Source organism: Fontimonas sp. FW305-C-3 (assembly GCF_058783185.1).
On sequence record NZ_JBYSYK010000001.1, the window covers coordinates 525,550 to 544,795 of the forward strand.

Annotated in this window: 14 protein-coding genes; 8 read left to right on the forward strand and 6 right to left on the reverse strand. The window is 65.6% G+C overall.

The genetic code is table 11. The annotated features are described in order from the left end of the window. Position 1: 1 nt before the first annotated feature. Both AC3WUF_RS02410 and AC3WUF_RS02415 read right to left on the reverse strand, forming a co-directional pair. Entirely contained in the window at positions 2–493 is a 492-nt protein-coding gene (locus tag AC3WUF_RS02410) for a DUF4442 domain-containing protein (RefSeq protein WP_492422046.1), read from the reverse strand. A 113-nt stretch (positions 494–606) separates the two neighbouring features. Further along, on the reverse strand, positions 607–1,692 hold the full coding sequence (locus AC3WUF_RS02415) for an SPOR domain-containing protein (RefSeq protein WP_492422048.1): 1,086 nt from the start codon (positions 1,690–1,692) through the stop codon (positions 607–609). A 303-nt stretch (positions 1,693–1,995) separates the two neighbouring features. Between AC3WUF_RS02415 and AC3WUF_RS02420 the strand changes: the two genes are divergently transcribed. From AC3WUF_RS02420 to AC3WUF_RS02430, 3 genes are all read left to right on the forward strand, one after another. Beyond that, positions 1,996–3,456: a RimK family ATP-grasp domain-containing protein gene (locus AC3WUF_RS02420; RefSeq protein ID WP_492422050.1), complete on the forward strand. Its 1,461-nt coding sequence runs from the start codon at positions 1,996–1,998 to the stop codon at positions 3,454–3,456. Continuing rightward, positions 3,453–3,908 carry a GNAT family N-acetyltransferase gene (locus AC3WUF_RS02425; RefSeq protein WP_492422052.1) on the forward strand — a complete coding sequence of 152 codons (456 nt, stop codon included), beginning with the start codon at positions 3,453–3,455 and terminating at the stop codon, positions 3,906–3,908. The genes AC3WUF_RS02420 and AC3WUF_RS02425 overlap by 4 nt, the downstream gene beginning before the upstream one ends. Positions 3,909–3,986: 78 nt before the next feature. Next, positions 3,987–5,339 carry a DUF1329 domain-containing protein gene (locus AC3WUF_RS02430; protein WP_492422054.1) on the forward strand — a complete coding sequence of 451 codons (1,353 nt, stop codon included), beginning with the start codon at positions 3,987–3,989 and terminating at the stop codon, positions 5,337–5,339. Between the two features lie 147 nt (positions 5,340–5,486). On the opposite strand, the gene AC3WUF_RS02435 is transcribed toward AC3WUF_RS02430, so the two are convergent. Both AC3WUF_RS02435 and plsB read right to left on the reverse strand, forming a co-directional pair. Then, a complete protein-coding gene (locus tag AC3WUF_RS02435) occupies positions 5,487–6,218 on the reverse strand; it encodes an FKBP-type peptidyl-prolyl cis-trans isomerase (protein WP_492422056.1) in 732 nt (243 codons plus the stop codon). Between the two features lie 106 nt (positions 6,219–6,324). Next, entirely contained in the window at positions 6,325–8,871 is a 2,547-nt protein-coding gene (plsB, locus tag AC3WUF_RS02440; protein ID WP_492422058.1) for a glycerol-3-phosphate 1-O-acyltransferase PlsB, read from the reverse strand. 161 nt (positions 8,872–9,032) lie between these two features. Between plsB and AC3WUF_RS02445 the strand changes: the two genes are divergently transcribed. From AC3WUF_RS02445 to AC3WUF_RS02455, 3 genes are all read left to right on the forward strand, one after another. After that, the gene (locus tag AC3WUF_RS02445; protein WP_492422060.1) at positions 9,033–9,530 is read left to right on the forward strand and encodes a DUF4112 domain-containing protein; all 498 of its coding nucleotides are present in this window, start codon (positions 9,033–9,035) and stop codon (positions 9,528–9,530) included. Between the two features lie 85 nt (positions 9,531–9,615). Then, a complete protein-coding gene (locus AC3WUF_RS02450; RefSeq protein ID WP_492422062.1) occupies positions 9,616–11,109 on the forward strand; it encodes a peptide MFS transporter in 1,494 nt (497 codons plus the stop codon). Between the two features lie 34 nt (positions 11,110–11,143). After that, entirely contained in the window at positions 11,144–13,114 is a 1,971-nt protein-coding gene (locus AC3WUF_RS02455; RefSeq protein WP_492422064.1) for a M2 family metallopeptidase, read from the forward strand. A 69-nt stretch (positions 13,115–13,183) separates the two neighbouring features. On the opposite strand, the gene AC3WUF_RS02460 is transcribed toward AC3WUF_RS02455, so the two are convergent. After that, positions 13,184–13,714 (reverse strand): YdbL family probable chaperone protein, encoded by a 531-nt coding sequence (locus tag AC3WUF_RS02460; RefSeq protein ID WP_492422065.1) that lies wholly within the window; start codon positions 13,712–13,714, stop codon positions 13,184–13,186. 135 nt (positions 13,715–13,849) lie between these two features. Here AC3WUF_RS02460 and AC3WUF_RS02465 point away from each other — a divergent pair, with 135 nt between their 5' ends. After that, positions 13,850–15,622, forward strand: coding sequence for a patatin-like phospholipase family protein (locus tag AC3WUF_RS02465; RefSeq protein ID WP_492422067.1), 1,773 nt, complete (start codon positions 13,850–13,852; stop codon positions 15,620–15,622). Between the two features lie 74 nt (positions 15,623–15,696). Here the strand turns inward: AC3WUF_RS02465 and AC3WUF_RS02470 are convergent, their stop codons facing one another. Beyond that, positions 15,697–16,881 (reverse strand): OmpA family protein, encoded by a 1,185-nt coding sequence (locus AC3WUF_RS02470; protein WP_492422069.1) that lies wholly within the window; start codon positions 16,879–16,881, stop codon positions 15,697–15,699. Positions 16,882–17,045: 164 nt separating this feature from the next. On the opposite strand from AC3WUF_RS02470, the gene AC3WUF_RS02475 reads away from it, so the two are divergent. After that, complete coding sequence (locus tag AC3WUF_RS02475) at positions 17,046–19,205, forward strand: prolyl oligopeptidase family serine peptidase (RefSeq protein ID WP_492422071.1); 2,160 nt, start codon at positions 17,046–17,048, stop codon at positions 19,203–19,205. Positions 19,206–19,246: the final 41 nt, after the last annotated feature.

The window sequence follows — 19,246 nt, forward strand, 5'->3', positions numbered from 1 at the left end:
CTCAAGCTTTTTTCTTCGGCAGCCAGGCCCAGGTCATTTCGCAGCGGATCGGCTCGTTGCCGGACTGGTCGGTGACGATGACCGGCACGATGAGGTTGCCGCGCTCCTCGCTGGCGATGCGCTCGCGGGTCGACGCATCCAGCGTCGCCACCGCGCGCAGCGTGCCGTGCGCGCGTTGCAGATAGTCGATGTGCATGGTCTTGAGCAGCAGCAGCGCGTGGTCCGGCACGTTCATGCCGAACACGGCGCCGGTCGCGGTCTCCGCGAGCAGCGCCATCGCGGCCGCGTGCACGCCGCCGATGTGGTTCTGCACCTTTCGACGGTTCTTTGCGACAACGACCGCGCGTTCCGCGCTCAGCGATTCGAAGCGCAGCCCGGCGGTGCCGGCAAAGCGCACCTGCGAGTTGAACAGCAAGGACGTCGCGCGGCGGGCGAGCGGCGCCGGCAGGCGGTCGAAGACACTGACGGTACGCGACAGGCGGTTCGAGGTCATCGGAGCTACCGGGCTGAAGAAGGCGATGCCCGATTCTAGACCTGCGGTAACCGCACGCCTTGGCTGCGCCGACGGCGACCGCTGGCGCTTTGGCGCCGGCGTGCCGACGCCGCCTACTGCAGCTGCGCCAGCCAGGCCTTGCCGAGACCTTTGCGCTTGCGGACCTCGCGCAGGTCGGCCTGCGCGTTCTGCTTGCTCGGATAGGCGCCGCTGACGACGCGCCAGGTCTTGCTGCCACCGCTGGACGATTCGACGACCTGGGTCGCCAGACCGGTCTTGCGCAGGCGTGCCGCTTCCTGGTCGGCGCGGGCCTGGTCGGGCACCGAAGCCAGCACGATGGTCCAGGCTGCCGGCGTCATCCGCAGCTCGCCATCGGCGCTCACCGTCGCCGAGGCAGTGTAGGGCACGAAGCGCGGCGTGCTGTCCGGTGTTGCTGCTGCGGCCGATGCCGTCGACGCGGCCGCAGCGGGCTCGGCCGCTTTGCGCGCCGGCTTCGCGGACGGCGCCGGCGTCGCCACTTCCTGGCGCGCCACGAGTTCCGGTGGCGCCGCGTAGCCGAAGGCGAGCGGGTCGTCGACCGGTTCCGCCGCACGACGCGGTTCGGGGGCTTTCTTCGTGGCAGCGACCGTATCGATGCTGGAAATCGCCGGATCGCCGGGGAAGGCGGTCAGCGCCAGGCGCGCGCTCAGCGAGCCGGCCGCCTGCGGATCGAGGACCGCGATGCCGGATGCCGTTGCGCGCGCGCAACTGCCGACATCGTCGAGGCGCTGCGGCCCGCTCGGTCCCTGCATCTCGAGGGCGCCGCGCAGCAGGCAGACCTCATCGCCGTTGTCGCCGCGGGCGATCCACGCCGCGGCACCGAAAATCCGAATGCGCAGCGAGCCGACGTTGAGACGGATGTCGGCCGGCGGCAGGTCGCTGCCGCCGCGGCTGTCGAGCTGCACGCTGCCGCTGTGAACGACCAGCCGCGCGAGGTTCATGCGGGCCGGCGGATCGACCGCCTCGATGCTGTGCACGCCCAGGCGGCTGCTGCGACCGAGCGTGATCTGGCCGACGGCCGGCAAGGTCAGGCCGATATGGCCGTCGGGTCCGGTGCGAACCTCGTCGCCTGCCTGCAGGGTATCGGCGGGGCGCAGGGTGGCGGCCCTATCGGTGCGGATCAGATCGGCCTCGCCGCTGATGCGGACCACGTTCAGCACGCTTTGCTGAGCGAGCGCGGGCGGGCTGCCAAGCGACGGCAAGAATGCCGCCCCGACGAGCATGATCCGCCGCGCAGTCCTGAGTCCGATTGTCACCTGGCGCCCCCGATGAATCCTTCGACGACAAGAGTATGTCGCTTTCCGGTAGCTGTCAGCCCGCCACATCGCCCCTTAGACTTTTGCGCGCCGCTTGCCTACGATGCTGGCGCAGCGCTTCAACGACGTGACCAATAAATCGGGAAGCTTTGCGGCGGCGTTCCGCGCACCCTTGATGTCTACCCGATCCCGAATCCATAGGCCCTCATGAGCGGCATTATTGTTGTCGATCAACCCGCCGACTGGCCCGTCGACATTCCCGGCATCGCGGTCGTCACCGCCTGGGATTATCTGACCAACGAGCTGCATACCCGCGCCCGCCTCGCGCGCATCTACAACCTGTGCCGGTCTTTCGCCTACCAGTCGACCGGCTATTACGTTTCCCTGCTCGCCGGTGCGCGCGGCCACAAGCCGCTGCCGGACATCACGACGATCCAGGATCTCAAGCTGGCGGATTCGCATCGCATCCTCAACGACGAGGTCGAGGAGCTGATCCAGCAATCGCTGGCACGCATCGGCTCGGCCGAGTACGTGATGAACGTCTATTTCGGCCGCAGCCTCGCCAAGCGCCACGAGCGACTGGCGCGAGCGCTGTTCAACCAGTTCCCGGCGCCGCTGCTGCAGGTCAAGTTCGCCTATCGCGGCGACGAATGGCGGGTCGATTCTGTCGGCCCGATCGCGCTGGGTGAAGTGCCGCCGTCGCATCTGGAACTGATGTACGAAGCCGCGCGCGATTACCTGTCGCGCAAGCGCAGCCCGCGTCAGCGCCGCGAGTCGGCGCGCTACGATCTGGCGATCCTGGTCAACGACGAGGAAAAGGAACCGCCGTCGAACGCGCGCGCGCTCAAGCTGTTCGAGCGCGCGGCGGAAGATCTCGGCTTCGAGGTCGAGTTCCTCGACAAGAGCGACTACGGCCATGTCGCCGAGTTCGACGCGCTGTTCATCCGCGAGACGACGGCGGTCAACCATCACACCTATCGATTCGCCCGCCGCGCCGCGCGCGAGGGACTGGTCGTCGTCGACGATCCGGTGTCGATCCTGCGTGCGGCGAACAAGGTGTTCCTCGCGCAGTTGATGGAACGCCACCGGATTCCGCAGCCGAAGACCGTGCTGATCCATTCGCGCAATCTGAAGCAGGCCGCGCACGAGCTGGGCTTTCCCTGCGTGCTCAAGCAGCCGGATTCGCAGTTCTCGAAGGGCGTCATCAAGGTCGAGAGCGCCGCCGAGCTGCGCGACAAGGCGACCGACATGCTGGAGCGCTCCGACCTGATCATCGGCCAGAGTTTCGAGCCGACCGACTACGACTGGCGCGTCGGCGTGCTCAATGGCGAGCCGCTGTATGCCTGCCGTTATTTCATGGCCAAGGACCACTGGCAGGTCGTCAAGCGCGGCATCACCGGTGCCAAGGTCGAGGGCAACCACGAGACCGTGCCGCTGGATCTGGTGCCCAAGGCCGTCATCAACATCGGCGTTCAGGCCGCCCGCGCGGTGGGCAGCGGCCTGTACGGCGTCGACCTCAAGCAGTTCGGCAAGGTCGTCAAGGTCATCGAGGTCAACGACAACCCGAACATCGACCACGGCGTCGAGGATCTGGTGCTGCGCGAGGCGCTGTACCGCAAGGTCATGGAGTACTTCATCCAACGGCTTGAGGCGCGCACGCGGTCATGAGCGCGGCGCCGGCCGTTCGGATCCGGCCGGGCCGGCCGCGGGATGTCGACGGCATCCTCGCCCTGGAGGCGGGGTTCAGCACGGACCGCATGTCCGCGCGGAGTGTGCGATATTTTCTGACCGCGACGAGTGTCCGGGTGCTGGTCGCGGAGCTGGAGGGGCAGGTCGCCGGCGCGCTGATCGTCCTGCTGCGCCGGAACAGCGTCTGGGCGAGAATCTATTCAGTTGCGGTTGATCCGCGCTGGCGCAGCATGGGGCTGGGCCGCCAATTGATCTCGGCGGCCGAGCAGCAGGCGCGGCGGGATGGGCGGCAGGGCATGAGCCTCGAGGTGCGCACCGACAATGCGGGCGCGCGGGCCTTGTACCAGCGGCTCGGTTATCAGGAGCAGGCGCAGTTGCCGGCGTATTACGAAGATGGTGCGCCCGGAGTGCGTCTGCGCAAGCAGTTTTAGCGGTTAGGCCGGAATTACGCTTGGATTGCAGCGCAAAACTGCACTAAGGTAGTTCTTCATAAGTGGAGGAGAAACCTAATGAAATATGCATCGTGCCTTGCTCTGGCCATGGTGTTTGCGGCCGCGCCTGCGCTCGCAAAAGTCAGCCCGGATGAAGCAGGCAAACTGAAGACCACGCTGACGCCGATGGGCGGCGAGAAGGCGGGCAATGCCGACGGCAGCATCCCGGCCTGGGATGGCGGCCTGACCAAGTCGCCGGCCTGCTACAAGGGCCTCGGCAGCCGTTACTGCGATCCGTTCACCGACGACAAGATCCAGTTCACGATCACCAAGGCGAACATGGCGCAGTACGCGGCCAAGCTCAGCGAAGGCCAGAAGGCCATGTTTGCCCAGTACCCCGACTCCTACAAGATGAACGTCTACCAGACGCGCCGCACCGCGGCGTATCCGGACTTCGTCTACGAGGCCACCGCCAAGAACGCAGCCAACGCCGAACTCGGCGGCGGCGGCGAAGCCCTGGTCGGCGCGATCATGGGCATCCCGTTCCCGATCCCGAAGAGCGGCGTCGAGCCGGTGTGGAACCACAAGGTCCGCTATCGCGGCCAGAGCGGCCAGCGCTGGAACAGCCAGGCCGCCGTGACGACCTCGGGCAGCTACAACCTCGTCAAGCTGCGCGAAGACGTCATGTTCCCGTATACCCGCAAGGGCGCGACGCCGGAATCGCTGAACAACGTCATCATCTACTTCCTGCAGGTGGTCACGACGCCGCCGCGCCTGGCCGGCACCATCACCTTGGTCCACGAGACGATGGACCAGGTCAAGGAACCGCGCCGCGCCTGGCAGTACAACCCGGGCCAGCGCCGCCTGCGCCGCGCACCGAACGTCGCCTACGACAATCCGGGTACCGGTGCCGACGGTCTGCGCACCAACGACCAGACCGACACCTTCAACGGCGCAACCGATCGCTACACCTGGAAGATCGTCGGCAAGAAGGAAGCCTACGTGCCGTACAACGCATACAAGATCCACAGCGATCAGTACAAGGTTGCCGACATCGTCAAGAAGAGCCACATCAACCAGGATCTGCCGCGCTACGAGCTGCATCGCGTGTGGATCGTGGAAGGCGAGGTCAAGCCGACGACGACGCACATCTTCGCCAAGCGCCGCTTCTACATCGACGAAGACACCTGGGCGATCCTGCTGGTCGACCTGTATGACCGCCGCGGCTCGCTGTGGCGCTGGCAGGAAGCGCATCCGTTCCAGGCCTACGACCAGCCGTTCCCGGGCACCGCGATCGAGACGATCTACGACCTGCAGAACAACCGCTATCTGGCGCAGGCGCTGAACAACGAAGATCCGGAAACCAAGGAAATCCCGTTCCCGGATGCCTACTTCGATCCGGCCAACGTGCAGAAGCAGGCGACCAAGTAAGTCGCTTCGCAGTGTGAACAGAGGGGCGCCCGCCGGGCGCCCCTTTTTTTGTGGGCGGCGTATCGAGAGACCGGAGCCAGCCGATCGGCCACAAAAAAGGCGACCGGCCTGAGCCGGTCGCCTTGCACCTTGCCTTGCGGCGAAGGCTTACTTCTTGGCTTCGTCCTTCTCGATCGAGATCAGCTCGACTTCGAAGATCAGCGTTTCGTTCGGGCCGATCTTCACGCCGGCGCCACGCTCGCCGTAGGCAAGAGCGGCCGGAATCGTGAACTTGTACTTCGAGCCCGGCGTCATCAGCTGCACGCCTTCGGTCCAACCCGGAATCACGTTGGCGAGCGGGAAGGTGACCGGCTGGCCGCGCGAGTAGGAGCTGTCGAACTCTTCACCGTTGATCAGCGTGCCCTTGTAGTGCACGGTGACGCGGCTTTCGGCGGTCGGGTGATCGCCCTTGCCTTCGGTCAGCACTTCGTACTGCAGGCCCGATGCGGTGGTCTTCACGCCGGCCTTGGCGCCGTTCTCGGCAAGGAACTTGTCGCCAGCTTCCTTGGCCTTGGCGGACTGAGCTTCACGCTCGGCCTTCTGGCGCTCCTGCATCTTCTGCGCGACGGTGTTCTTGATCGCTTCGCGAGCGGCGTCGTCGAGCTTCGGCGTTGCGTCGGTGAACGCATCGTCGATGCCGGCCTTCAGCGCGGCGATATCCACATCCTGCTTGACCGGCTGCAGAGACTTGCCCAGATCCACGCCGATGGCGTAGCCGAACTTCTGCGCGTCGGATTCCAGCGCGGCGTTGGCGCTGGCGGCGTCATCCTGCTTCGGCTGGCAGGCTGCAAGCATGGCGGCAGCCAGTGCGATTGCAGTGAAACGAAAGGTCTTGTTCATGCTTCCCCGGGGAATAACGAATAAAGGGGCTTGGAGCGCCCCGGCGCGGCGATTATAGCCTGCGCAATTGCGCCTGCAGCGGTCGTTTTACAGGCTTTTTGCAGACTCAGGACGGTCTTGAACCATCGCCGCGTTCCGCGGTCTGTCCGGGTCCGGAGATTGCTGCGGCGCCGGCTGCTTCGGCCGATTTCCGCCGCGACAGCAGCTGCAGCAGCATCTGCCGCGACTCGTCCGACAGCAGTTCCTGCGAGCGTTCGGCAATCCTTTCGATGCGCGCATCGACAATCAGGCTCTGCTCGCCGTCGACCGTGACCAGGCCCATCTCGATCAGCGTGTTCAGGTAGCCGCGGAACAGGGTCTTGTCGAAGAACTCCGGCGCGTCGCGGCCGGTCAGGATCGCCATGCGTTCGGCGAGCAGGCGGCAGTCGTTCTCGAAGCGCTCACGGTTGAGATTGACCGCATTGCGGCGTTCGTCGGCGAGCAGCAGCGCGGTCATGCAGTAGCGCTCCAGCGTTTCGCCAAGCACGCGGCCGAGCATCGCCAGCGTCGAATAGGCGGCCTGGCCGGCGTCCGGACGCTTGAGGCGGTCGCCCTCGCGGCTCAGCAGGCCGAGTTGCAGCATCACGTCGATCCAGCGCCGGGTGACACGTTCGGTGTCCTCCGCGTTCCAGCGCAGGAAGTACTCGGTGCGCAGGAACGGATACAGCGCGCGCACGCCGGTGACCAGCGCTTCGTCGCTGAGCAGCAGGCGCGTGCGGAACAGGTTGGCGATCACCGACGGCACCGCGAACAGATGCTGGATGTTGTTGCGGTTGTAGGTCAGCGCAACCGCGTCGCGCGAGCTGACGCCGTACAGATCGCCCCATTCGTGCGGCATGCGGCGGATGCGCGCGATCGGTGCGCTGAATTCGAGGATGCTGCGCGGCGAGACTTCCGGGATGTACTGGTGCTCGTTGTAGGCATTGCCCTTGAGCAGCCAGACCAGATGGCCGATCTGCTCGACCAGTTCGTCGTGCGAGACCACGCGTTCCGGCGCCGACAGCATCGCGATCGCGGCCAGGCCGGTCGGATTGGCGATCGCGGCTTCGTTGATGCGGCGTGAATTTTCCAGCGCCAGATCGGCGACGAAGCGCTTGTAGTTTTCCGGTGTCGTATCGCCGGCGCCGGTGAAGTGATCGCGCCAGCCCGGCATCTGCTGGTCCGCGTAGTCCTGCAGCACGATCGGTTCGCCGAAATTGATGTAGGCCTTGCCGTAAGATTTGTTCAGAATCTTGCCGGCCTTGAGCAGGCCCTCGGCCGATTCCTTCTCCTTCTTCGCGCCGCGCAGTTCCTTGGCGTAGCTGCCGACTTCCCAGCAGCGGTCGTAGCCGACGTAGACCGGCACCAGCAGCACCTTGCGGGTGCGCTGCTTGAGTCCCGCCTGGATCACCATCGACAGCAGGCCGGTCTTCGGCGCGAGCAGGCGACCGGTGCGGCTGCGGCCGCCTTCGGGGAAGAACTCGATCGCGTAACCGCGCTGGATCAGCGATTCGACGTAGGCACGGAACACCGCGGTGTAGATGCGATCGCCCGAGAAGCTGCGCCGCATGTAGAACGCGCCGCAGCGGCGCAGCAGCCCGCCGACCGGCCAGAAGTTCAGATTGACGCCGGCGGCGATATGCGGCGGCACCAAGCCCGAGCGGTACAGCGAGTACGACAGCAGCAGGTAGTCGGCATGCGAGCGGTGCGCCGGCATGTAGACGATTTCGTAGTTCTGCGCCCACTGGCGGACGCGCTCGAGGCCGCGCACGTCGATGCCGGTGAACACGCGCTTGAAGACGAAGACGCTGAGCAGGCGCTCGACGAAGCGGATGCTCGCATTCGAATAGTCGGCGGCGATTTCCTCGGCGCATTTGCGCGCGTAGGCGCGCGCGCTGTCGACGCTGGCCGACTTGCTGCCCGGCGTCGCGGCTTCCTTCTCGACGGCGGCCTGCACGACGGGGGCGGAGAGCAGTGCGTTGATAACGACGTTGCGCCGCAGCAGCGTCGGTCCGAGCACCGCGGTGCGTGCGCGCAGGAAGTGGAAATGCAGGGCGCGAATCAGCTTGCGGATCGCCGTGCTGGTGTTCGGCCCCTTGTCCATCGCCTCGCGGAAGCCCAGCGGCAGGCCGAAGTTGGCGAAGACGTTCTGGCTCTGCGCGAGCATGATGAAGAACTTGCGGATGCGACCGGCCTGCACGCTGTCGGCGAAGATCAGCTTGAACCAGCTGGTCTCCGAGCCCGGGTTGCGGCCCCAGAAGATCGACACCGGCACGATCTGCGCGTCGAAGGACTGCGTTGCCACGCCGGTTTCGATCAGCTGCAGCAGCTCGGTGTTGTGAGCGCGCGCCTCGAGCAGCGCCGGCATGTAGACGACGCCGGCGCGATCCGGGGTCGGAAAGTTGGAGCCAGTGCGATTCGGCGCCGGCAGCCCGAGGTCCTTGCAAATCCGGTCGAGCACGAAGAAATCGACCCAGGACCGCGCGGCAAGCACGTACACGATCGGGCGGGTGGGATCGAGCTTGAGGCCATCGACCAGCGGATGCGGCGCGCAGCTATAGCGGATCAACCGATTGAACGGTCGGAACATCCACCAGACCAGTTCGTACAGGATCCGATTCAGAAAGGCGCGCATAAGATTCCAGGACACATCTCGCCGCGCGCGGGCGCGGTTGCATGATCGACAAGGGCCAGAGCCAGGACTGCGGCCGCGACCGCGGCCCGCTGCAGCCCCCATCCTGATCTGATCCAATGACAAAAGTGTAACTCAGCACATTGGGCAGGAGATTCGCCAGCATGCCGTCAGGTCCATCCACCCCCAGCGACGATGCGCGCCGGACCGCCGCCGAGGTCAGGCAGCGCACCGACAAACTGTCGCGCCTGCTCGATTCGGCCGTGCGAATTCCGGGCACCCGCTTCAGCTTCGGCCTCGATGCGCTGATCGGCCTGGTGCCGGTCCTGGGCGACGTGGTCGGCTTCGGGGTCGGCGGCTGGTTCCTGCTCGAGGGCGCCCGTGTCGGCGCACCAGCCTCGGTGCTGGGCCGGATGGCCGGCAACATCGTGCTCGATGCGCTGATCGGCTTCGTGCCGGTCGTCGGCGACATCGCCGACGTCGCGTTCAAGGCCAACCGCCGCAATGCGCGCCTGCTCGCTGAGTATCTGGATCAGCTGAGCCCGCCGGCGGGTTCGCCGGCCGCACCACCACGGCGCAGCTGGGGTACGGCGGCGGTGATGCTGGGCATCCTCGGGCTGGCCCTGTACGGTGTATGGGCGCTGGCCGTACAGCTGTTCTAGCGGGGCCGGGGCATGGGGGTATCCACCCATGCAGCTTGCAGCAGCGGGCGGGCATAGTGCCGCATTCACGAGGGGACAAGAGTCGATGAGCGAAAAGACCTGGTTTGGCCATCCGCGCGGCTTGGCCACGCTGTTCTTCACCGAGATGTGGGAGCGCTTCACGTTCTACGGCATGCGCGCCCTGCTGGTGCTGTTCATGACGGCGGCGGTGGCGGATGGCGGCCTCGGCATCAACGACAAGGACGCGACGGCGATCTATGGCCTGTATCTGGGCTGCGTCTATCTGTTTGCGCTGCCGGGCGGCTGGATCGCCGATCGCTTGATCGGCCAGCGCAACGCGGTGCTGCTCGGCGGCGCGATCATCACGCTCGGCAACATCATGCTTGCCGGCGGCAACACGACGGTGTTCTTCCTCGGTCTGGTCGTCATCGTCCTCGGCGTCGGCCTGCTCAAGCCCAACATCAGCGCGATGGTCGGCCAGCTGTACAAGCACCGTCCCAGCGGCGAGCGCGACGCTGGCTTCCTGATTTTCTACATGGGCATCAACATCGGCGGCATGGCGGCGCCGCTGCTGGTCGGCACGATCGGCGAGAAGGTGTCGTGGCAGGCGGGCTTCATCCTCGCCGGCCTGCTGATGGTGCTGGGCCTGATCCAGTTCTGGGTCTGGCGCGACACGTTGCCGGCGGAATCCGCCGCGCCGGCCACCACCGATCCGGCCGAGCGCTCGCGTGCGAAGCTGATGCTCGTGGTTGGCGGTGCGATCCTGATTGCCGCTGTCGGCGCCGCGCTGCAGGGCTGGATTCCGCTCAATCCGGTGGCGCTCGGCGAGTACACCGGCATGGCGATGGTGGCGATCGCCGTCTACTTCTTCGGCTACGTGTTCATCTTCGGCAAGCTCAACGCCGAGGAGTTCAAGCGCACGATCGTCATCGTCGTGCTGTTCCTCGGCGCGGCAACGTTCTTTCTCGGTTTCGAGCTCGCCGGGTCGACGTTCAACCTGTTTGCGCGCGACTTCACCGATCGCAGTTTCCTCGGCGGCTTCTTCGCCGACGGCCAGCATCCGGCCAGCTGGTACCAGTCGCTGAACCCGATATTCGTCGTGCTGTTCTCGCCGGTGTTCGCCGCGCTGTGGGTCAATCTCGGCCGGCGCAATCTGGAACCGTCGATTCCGACCAAGTTCGCGCTCGGCCTGATCCAGATGGCGCTCGGCTTCGTCGTCATCGCGTTCGCCGCCAGCATCATCGTCAAGGGCGGCGAAGGCACCAAGGTGCTGCCGGTGTGGCTGCTGCTGACCTACATGCTGCATACCTTCGGCGAGCTGTGCCTGTCGCCGATCGGTCTGTCGGCGGTGACCAAGCTCGCGCCGCCGCGCTTCACGAGCCAGATGATGGGTACCTGGTTCGCCGGTACCGCGCTCGGCAATCTGCTGTCCGGCCTGATCGCCGGCCACCTCGGCGCGGAAGATATCGCCCACGCGCCGGATCGCTTCATGATGATCTTCTTCCTGGCCGGTACGCTGGGTGTCGTATTGCTGATCGCGGCAAAACCGATCAAGAAACTGATGGGCGGCGTGCGCTGACACGCTGCGCAAGGGACAACGAATGGAGAGGCTGATGAACAAGAAGAAACTGGGCGGCGTTGCCGCCGCCGCATTGCTGCTTGCACTCGCCGGCTGCGGCAAGAAGGAAGAGACCGCCGCTGCCGACGGCAAGGCCGCGGCGACCGCCGCCGGCGCCAGCGCGGCCGACGCCGATGCCTTCATGGCCAGCGTCAATGCCGACCTGCGGCGTCTGCTGCCGTATCTCAACTCCGCGCAATGGGCGCAGGCGACCTACATCACCGACGACACGCAGATGATCGCGTCGAAGGCCAACGAGGAATGGCTGGAATACCTCAGCAAGAAGGTCGAGGAGTCCAAGCGCTTCAACGCGGTCGATGCGTCGGATGAAACCGAGCGCGGCCTGCTGCTGCTGAAGCTGTCGACCGCCAATCCGGCGCCGGGCAATGCCGAGGCGCGCACCGAGCTGGCCAAGATCCTGTCGAAGATGGAAGCCAACTACGGCTCCGGCAAATGGTGCAAAACCGATGGCGAGTGCCTGAGCCTTGGCGACATCGAGAAGATCGTCAACGACCAGACCGCCAGCCCGCAGGCGCGCGCCGAGGCCTGGGCCGGCTGGCACGCGACGGCCAAGCCGATCCGCGCCGACTACCAGCGCTTTGCCGAACTGACCAACGCCGGCGCCAAGGAGCTGGGCTTCGCGAACCTGGGCGAGATGTGGCGTGCCGGCTACGACATGTCGCCGGCGGATTTCGACGCCGAGGTCGAGCGCCTGTGGAAGCAGGTGTCGCCGCTGTATGAAGCGCTGCATTGCACCGTGCGCGGCAAGCTGAATGCAAAGTACGGCGATGCCGTCGTGCCGAAGAACGGCATGATCCCGGCGCACCTGCTCGGCAACATGTGGGCCCAGCAGTGGAGCAACATCTATCCGCTGGTCGAGCCGTATCCGGGCGTCGGTTCGCTCGACGTGACCTCCGCGCTCAAGGCGCAGCGCGACGGCGAGTACAAGAAGCTGGTCGCCGAGTTCAAGGGCAAGCCGACGACGCTGGATCTGGCCGAGATGGAGCACAAGGCCGATGCGGCAATGGCGACGCGCATGACCAAGGTTGCCGAGGACTTCTACACCTCGATCGGCTTCCCGGCGCTGCCGGAGTCGTTCTACGCCAAGTCGATGCTGGTCAAGCCGCGCGACCGCGATGTGGTCTGCCACGCCAGCGCCTGGGACATGAACATGCAGGGCGATGTGCGCATCAAGCAGTGCATCGAGCCGAACGAGGATGAGCTGACGACGATCCATCACGAGCTCGGCCACATCTTCTACGACCTGATGTACAACCCGTTGCCGCCGATGTTCCAGAACGCCGCGCACGACGGTTTCCACGAGGCGATCGGCGACACCATCACGCTGTCGCTGACGCCCGAGCATCTGCACAAGATCGGCCTGGTGCCGGCGCAAAAGGTCGACGAGAAGGCCACCATCAATTCGCAGATGAAGCTGGCGCTCGACAAGATCACCTTCCTGCCCTGGGGCAAGCTGGTCGATCAGTGGCGCTGGAAGGTCTTCAGCGGCGAGATCAAGCCCGAGGAATACAACGCCGGCTGGTGGAAACTGCGCGAGCAGTACCAGGGCGTGTCGCCGCCGATGGCGCGCGCCGCCGACGATTTCGATCCGGGCGCCAAGTACCACATCCCGGGCAACACGCCGTACACGCGCTACTTCCTCGCGTTCGTGCTGCAGTTCCAGTTCCAGAAGGCACTGTGCGACGCCGCCGGCTTCGAAGGCCCGCTGCACGAGTGCGACATCTACGGCAACAAGGAAGCCGGCAAGCGCTTCATGGAAATGCTCGCCCAGGGCGCCAGCCGGCCGTGGCCGGAAACGCTGGAGAAGCTGACCGGCACCAAGCAGATGGACGGCTCGGCGCTGATCGAGTACTTCAAGCCGCTGATGGAGTATCTGGCCAAGCAGAACGAAGGCCAGAGCTGCGGTTGGGATGCCAACGCCGAGGTGCCGGCTGTCGCGGGCTAAGCGTCTCTGTCAAACAAAAAGGCAGCGCCATGGCGCTGCCTTTTTTGTGCCCCAAACCTTTTCAGGGGCTCACTTCTGCTTCCAGCCGCCGTTGGCATCCTGATACCACCAGCCGCTGCGAGCCTGGGCGATCCAGCGGTTGGCGAAGGCGTCGCGGATCTCGCCGGTCCAGGCCTTCTGCTGGTTGGCGCTGGCGATCTCGCGATACAGCGCGGCACGATCGGCGTTCTCGTTGGCAACCACCGTCCGCACGGTATTGCGCGCTTCTTCCGGCAGCTGTGCGGCGTCGCGCACCTCGACATAGCCATCGGCCGTCAGGCCGACGGCGCCGTTGTCGAACAAGGGCCCGAGATCGCCCTGCCGGCGCGCCATCTGGGTCTTCAACCGGTTGACCTCCAGCGAAGCCGCGTCCAGCAGCGGGGGTTCCAGGGCCTGCGGCGGCGCCGCCATGGCGCCGCCGTTCAAGATCTGGGCGATGCTGCGGTCGGCGAGGTCTTCGGCTTCGGCGGTCGGGAAGGCCAGCGGTGTGCTGGCGCAGGCCGCGAGGGCGACAACGGCCAGCAGCAACGGACCGAGCAGGCCGGTACGCAAAGGGGACATGACAGACTCCAGCAGGCAGCGTGGGAACAAGTCGAAGTATAAAGTGCGTAGGTTGCAGCGCCGACATGAGCACCGCTGGACTGGGGAGTTGCTCACATCTGGCGGTATCCGGGGGCTATAGACTGAAATGACGCCATGACACCTCGCGAAATCCTCGCTGACTGTCCGTTGTTCGCGCGCCTCGATCCGCTCGCGCTCGAGGCATTGGCCGAACAGGCCGTGATGATCGAAGTGCCGAGCGGCACGACGCTGATCGAGCGCGGCGCTGTGCTCGATCACCTCTACATCGTCGCGGCGGGCCGCCTCTGCGCGGTGCTTGCCGACGGCACGGTGGCCGGCATGATCGCGCGGCTCGAGCCGATCGGCGAAGTCAGCGCGCTGTCGAGCGAGACGGCGACGGCCTCGGTCCACGCAGTTCGCGACAGCCTTCTGGTGCGCCTGCCCAGCAGTCATCTGCATCGCGTCATCGGCCAGCATCCGCAGGCCCTGCTGCAGATGACCCACGTCATCATCCAGCGCCTGCGCAAGAACCAGCGCGCGCAGCGGCTCGAGCACCAGCGCCAGGTGCGCTGCTTCGCGGTGATTCCCGGCAGCCCCGGCGTCGACGCGGAAATGGTCGCGCAGCAACTGCGCAATTCCCTCGCTTCGTATTGCTCGCCGGCAGTGCTCGACGCCGCCGCCGTCGACGCGGCTCTTGGGCCGGGTGCGGCGCAGACGCGGCTCGACGACAGCGATGCGAACCGGCGCGTGCTCGAGTACCTCAACCGCGTCGAGGTCGAACAGAAGTACCTGATCTACGTTGCCGGCGCCGATTGCGATTCCTGGATGCGCCGCTGCATGCGCCAGGCGGATCGCATTCTCGTCGTCATCGATGCAACGACCTCGCCGATCGCCGGGCCGGTGGTCGACGAACTGCGCACCTGCGGTGCCCGGGCGCCGGTGGATCTGGTGATGATCCGCCCCGAAGGCGAGGGCTGCGGAGCGCTGTCATCGTGGCGCGATCACGTTTCCGCACGCGCGCATTACTTCGTGCGGCGTCATCAGACCGATGATTTCGTCAGCATGGCGCGCCAGCTCACCGGGCGCGGCGTCGGCCTCGTGCTCGGCGGCGGCGGCGCGCGCGGTTTCGCGCACATCGGTTTGATGCGGGCGCTCCAGGAGCTGGGGATTCCGGTCGATATCGTCGGCGGGTCGAGCATGGGTGCGTTTTTCTCGGCACTGATCGCCTGCGGCTACGACCACAACGAGATGCTGCACATCGCGCGCGAGACCTTCGTCAATCGCAACCTGCTCAACGACTACATCTTCCCGACGGTGGCGCTGATCCGCGGCCGCAAGTTCGTCAATCGCCTGCAGGTGATCTTCGAGGATCGCCGCATCGAGGATCTGCGCAAGCCGTTCTTCTGCGTCTCGACCAACCTGACGCGCGGGCGTCCGATGATCCACGATCGCGGCCCGCTGTACCTGTGGGTCGCGACCAGCATGGCGGTGCCTGGCGTGGCGCCGCCGGTGGTCTATCAGGGCGATCTGCTGTGCGACGGCGGCGTCATCAACAATCTGCCGACCGACATCATGCAGGGCCTCGACCGCGGACTGATCATCGCCTCCGATGTCAGTACCGCCGGCGGCATCGCGGCGCCGGGCATCGACGGCCCCGATCCCGAGGGGCTGTTCCGCCTGCGCGCCGTCGTCGACCGGCCGCGCCTGCTGTCGATCATCTTCCGCACCGCGACGCTGACCAGCGAAAGCGGCACCGCGGCGCGCGCGGCGCGCGCCGATGCCTACCTGCGCATGCCGGTCGACGGGGTTGCGCTGTTCGACTGGAAAAAGATCGACGACATCGTCGAGCGCGGCTACCGCCATGCCCTGCAGCAACTGCAGCCGATCAAGGACAAGCTGATGCTGTAGTCGCCGCTCTGTCCGGCAGCAACAAAAAAGCCCCCGGAGACTGACGTCGCCGGGGGCTTTCGCTTTGCAGCGGCTTAGTTCTTCAAGACGCGGAACTCGACGCGACGGTTGGTCGCACGGCCTTCTTCGCTTTCGTTGTCGGCGATCGGCTTGAGCTCGCCGAAGCCCTCCGACAGCAGGCGCGACGGATGGATGCCCTGGCTGATCAGATAGGCGCGGACCGAGTCGGCGCGGCGCATCGACAGCGCCTGGTTGTAGGCCTCGGTGCCGAGCGAGTCGGTATGGCCGGCGATGGCCAGGCGCAGGCTTTCCTGATTGCGCAGGCCTTCGATGACGCGGCTGAGTAGCACCTTGGCCTCACTGGTCAGGTCGGACGAGTCGAATGCGAAGTGCACCGACTTGAGCACGATGACCGTCTGTTCCTCGACGACGCAGCCGTTGGCGTCGACCTTGAAGCCCGGCGGCGTACGCGGGCACTTGTCGAGATGGTTCGGCACGCCGTCGCCGTCTTCGTCGATCGGGCAACCGGTCGCATCGACCACGGTGCCGAGCGGCGTGCCGGGGCAGCGATCGACATTGTCGGGCACGCCGTCGCCATCGGAGTCGCCCACCGGCGCAACGATCGGGCAGCCGGTCGGATCGACGACCACGCCGTACGGGGTGTTCGGACAGGCGTCGCGATCATCCGGCACGCCGTCGCCATCGCTGTCGCCGACCAGCGGCTCATCGTCGCCGAAGGCGAAGTTCAGACCGAGATTGACGCGCGTGTCATAGACGACGCTGTCGTCCGGATAGACGTCGTCGTTGAAGATCGCGTAGTAGCGGCCTTCGGCGCGCATCTGGATGCGGTCACTGCCCATCTGCACGCCGATGCCGATGTTTGCGTAAGGGGAAATCTCTTCCTCGCCGACGAAGTCTTCCCACATCGTGCCGATACCGCCGAGCACGAAGGCGCCGAAGCTCGGCGCGCCGGCCAGATAACGCAGGTCGAGGCCGCCGGCCCAGGTGTAGTTGGTATCGTTGCTGTTCTCGATATCCGACTCGTGGAACAGTGCATTCAACTCAAGCCCGAAATGCTTGGTCATCGGGCTGCCGTAGATCACGTGGTAGCCCGGACCGTCGTCGGTGCCGCGCACGCTGTCGGCAAAGACGTAGCTGCCCATGATGCTGACGTAATTCGGGGGCGCATCGTCAGCTTGTGCCGAAGTAGCGGCGAAGGCCAACAGTGCTGCGGCTACCGACGTTCCAAACCTGCTCATGGGGTTTCCCTCTTCCAACTCTAGTGGCGATCTGTACGATGCTGGGGCGGCCTGCCGTCCTCACCGTAGGATTATTCGAAATACCGCTGATTCCACTTAACTTATTAGTTCCCGGCTGAGCACTGTACTGCGCCCGGCACTCCCTGATCAAGGACGGGTTTCGCGTGAACAAGATTGCATTTCTTGCAGTAGGACTGCTGCTGATGACTCAATCCGCGCTGGCCGTTGAATATCCCAAGTCGCCGCGCGGCCCTGTCGTCGACGACTATTTCGGGACCAAGGTCGCCGATCCCTATCGTTGGCTCGAAGACAGCGACTCGGCGCGAACCGCCGCCTGGGTGGAGGCGCAGAACGCCGTCAGCCTGCCGCTGCTGGCTGCCTTGCCTGAGCGCGAGAAGATCCGCAAGCGTTTGAGTCAATTGTGGAATTTTGAACGCTACGGGTTGGTCGAGAAAACCGCCGGGCGCTATTTCTACTTGAAGAACGACGGCAGCCAGAACCAGTCGGCGCTGTGGGTCGAGGACGCTGCCGGCGCCAAGCCGCGGCTGCTGCTCGACCCCAACCTGCTGGCCGCCGACGGCACCGTCGCGCTGACCCAGTACAAGGCCTCGCTGGACGGGCGCTGGCTGGCCTATGCGACCGCGGCTGCGGGTTCCGACTGGACTGAATTCCGCATCCGGCAGGTTGCCGATGCCAAGGACAGCGCCGAGGTGCTCGGCCGGATCAAGTTTTCCGGCATCACCTGGACCGAAGACAGCAAGGGCTTCCTGTATTCGCGATATCCGGCGCCGCCGCCGGGGCAGGCCGGCGGCACGTTCGACGATCTGGCCAACCAGAAGCTGTACTACCACCGCGTCGGCACATCGCAGGATCAGGACGTGCTGGTCTACGAGACGCCGGACCAGCCGCAATGGGGTTTCCAGGCCCAGCTCAGCGACGATGGCCGCTATCTGGTGATCCTGATCTGGAAGGGCTCGGCCAACGAGTACCGCGTCGTCCTCAAGGATCTCGGCGATCCGCAGGCGCCGAAACTCGATGCACCGGTCAGCGTGCTGGTCGAAGCGTTCGAGGCCGAGTACGACCTGATCGGTTCGCGCGGCAGCCGCCTGTACTTCCGCACGACCCTGGGCGTCGAGCGCGGCCGGATCATCGCGATCGATGTGAACAAGCCGCAGCGCGAGCACTGGCAGACCATCGTCGCCGAGCAGGCCGACACGCTGCAGTCGGCGCAGTTTGCCGGCGACGGCATCGTCGCGCTGTACATGCACGACGCGACCTCGCGCCTGCTGCGCTTCGACCTCGACGGCAAGCCGCGAGGCGAGATCGCCCTGCCGGGCATCGGCAGCATCCCGGACCTGAGCCTCGGCGGTCTGCAGCTCAGCGCGAATCCCGGCGACGACGAGCTGTTCTACGGGTTCACGTCGTTCGCGCAGCCGCAGGCCAACTATCGCGTCGACCTGAAGACGGGCGAATCCGCAGCGATGCAGCCGCTCAAGCTGGCATTCAATCCGGACGACTACGTGACGGAGCAGGTGTTCTATCCGTCGAAGGACGGCACCCGGATTCCGATGTTCATCAGCTACAAGAAAGGCCTCAAGCGCGACAACAACAATCCCACGCACCTGTACGGCTACGGCGGTTTCGAGATTTCCCTGACGCCGGCATTCAAGGTTGCCAATCTGGTCTGGATGGAAATGGGCGGCGTGTTCGCGCAGGCCAATCTGCGCGGCGGCGGCGAGTACGGCCGCGCCTGGCATGAAGCCGGCACGCTGGCACGCAAGCAGAACGTCTTCGATGACTTTGCCGCTGCCGGCAGATATCTGATCAGCAATGGCTGGACGCGCAGCAGCCAGCTTGGGATCAGTGGTCGTTCCAACGGCGGCCTGCTGGTCGGTGCGACGCTGCTGCAGCATCCGGGACTGTTCGCGGCGGCGCTGCCGGCGGTGGGCGTGATGGACATGCTGCGCTATCACAAGTTCACGATCGGCTGGGCCTGGGCCGGCGACTACGGCACCTCGGACACGAAGGAAGGTTTCGCCTATCTCTATCCGTATTCGCCGGTGCACAACGTGCGCAAAGGCGCGAAGTATCCGGCGACGCTGATCACGACGGCCGATCACGACGATCGTGTCGTTCCCGGCCATTCGTTCAAGTTCGCCGCGGCCTTGCAGGCGGCGCAAGCGGGCGATGCGCCGGTGCTGATCCGCATCGACGTCAAAGCCGGTCACGGCGCCGGCAAACCGGTCAGCAAGCTGATCGAGGAAGACGCCGATCAGTTGGCGTTCATGCGTCGCTTCACACAGTGGGCCGACGCGATCAAATAGTCCCGACGTCTGCAGTTTTCAGCCCGCGATTTTGGCCGGCG

What these genes read in the sequence shown, in the direction of transcription:
- AC3WUF_RS02450 (WP_492422062.1), top strand. Translation starts at nt 9,616, where the DNA reads ATGAGCGAAAAGACCTGGTTTGGCCATCCGCGCGGCTTGGCCACGCTG.
- AC3WUF_RS02425 (WP_492422052.1), top strand. Translation starts at nt 3,453, where the DNA reads ATGAGCGCGGCGCCGGCCGTTCGGATCCGGCCGGGCCGGCCGCGGGAT.
- AC3WUF_RS02445 (WP_492422060.1), top strand. Translation starts at nt 9,033, where the DNA reads ATGCCGTCAGGTCCATCCACCCCCAGCGACGATGCGCGCCGGACCGCC.
- AC3WUF_RS02435 (WP_492422056.1), bottom strand. Translation starts at nt 6,218, where the DNA reads ATGAACAAGACCTTTCGTTTCACTGCAATCGCACTGGCTGCCGCCATG.
- AC3WUF_RS02455 (WP_492422064.1), top strand. Translation starts at nt 11,144, where the DNA reads ATGAACAAGAAGAAACTGGGCGGCGTTGCCGCCGCCGCATTGCTGCTT.
- AC3WUF_RS02470 (WP_492422069.1), bottom strand. Translation starts at nt 16,881, where the DNA reads ATGAGCAGGTTTGGAACGTCGGTAGCCGCAGCACTGTTGGCCTTCGCC.
- AC3WUF_RS02460 (WP_492422065.1), bottom strand. Translation starts at nt 13,714, where the DNA reads ATGTCCCCTTTGCGTACCGGCCTGCTCGGTCCGTTGCTGCTGGCCGTT.
- AC3WUF_RS02465 (WP_492422067.1), top strand. Translation starts at nt 13,850, where the DNA reads ATGACACCTCGCGAAATCCTCGCTGACTGTCCGTTGTTCGCGCGCCTC.
- AC3WUF_RS02430 (WP_492422054.1), top strand. Translation starts at nt 3,987, where the DNA reads ATGAAATATGCATCGTGCCTTGCTCTGGCCATGGTGTTTGCGGCCGCG.
- AC3WUF_RS02410 (WP_492422046.1), bottom strand. Translation starts at nt 493, where the DNA reads ATGACCTCGAACCGCCTGTCGCGTACCGTCAGTGTCTTCGACCGCCTG.
- AC3WUF_RS02420 (WP_492422050.1), top strand. Translation starts at nt 1,996, where the DNA reads ATGAGCGGCATTATTGTTGTCGATCAACCCGCCGACTGGCCCGTCGAC.
- plsB (WP_492422058.1), bottom strand. Translation starts at nt 8,871, where the DNA reads ATGCGCGCCTTTCTGAATCGGATCCTGTACGAACTGGTCTGGTGGATG.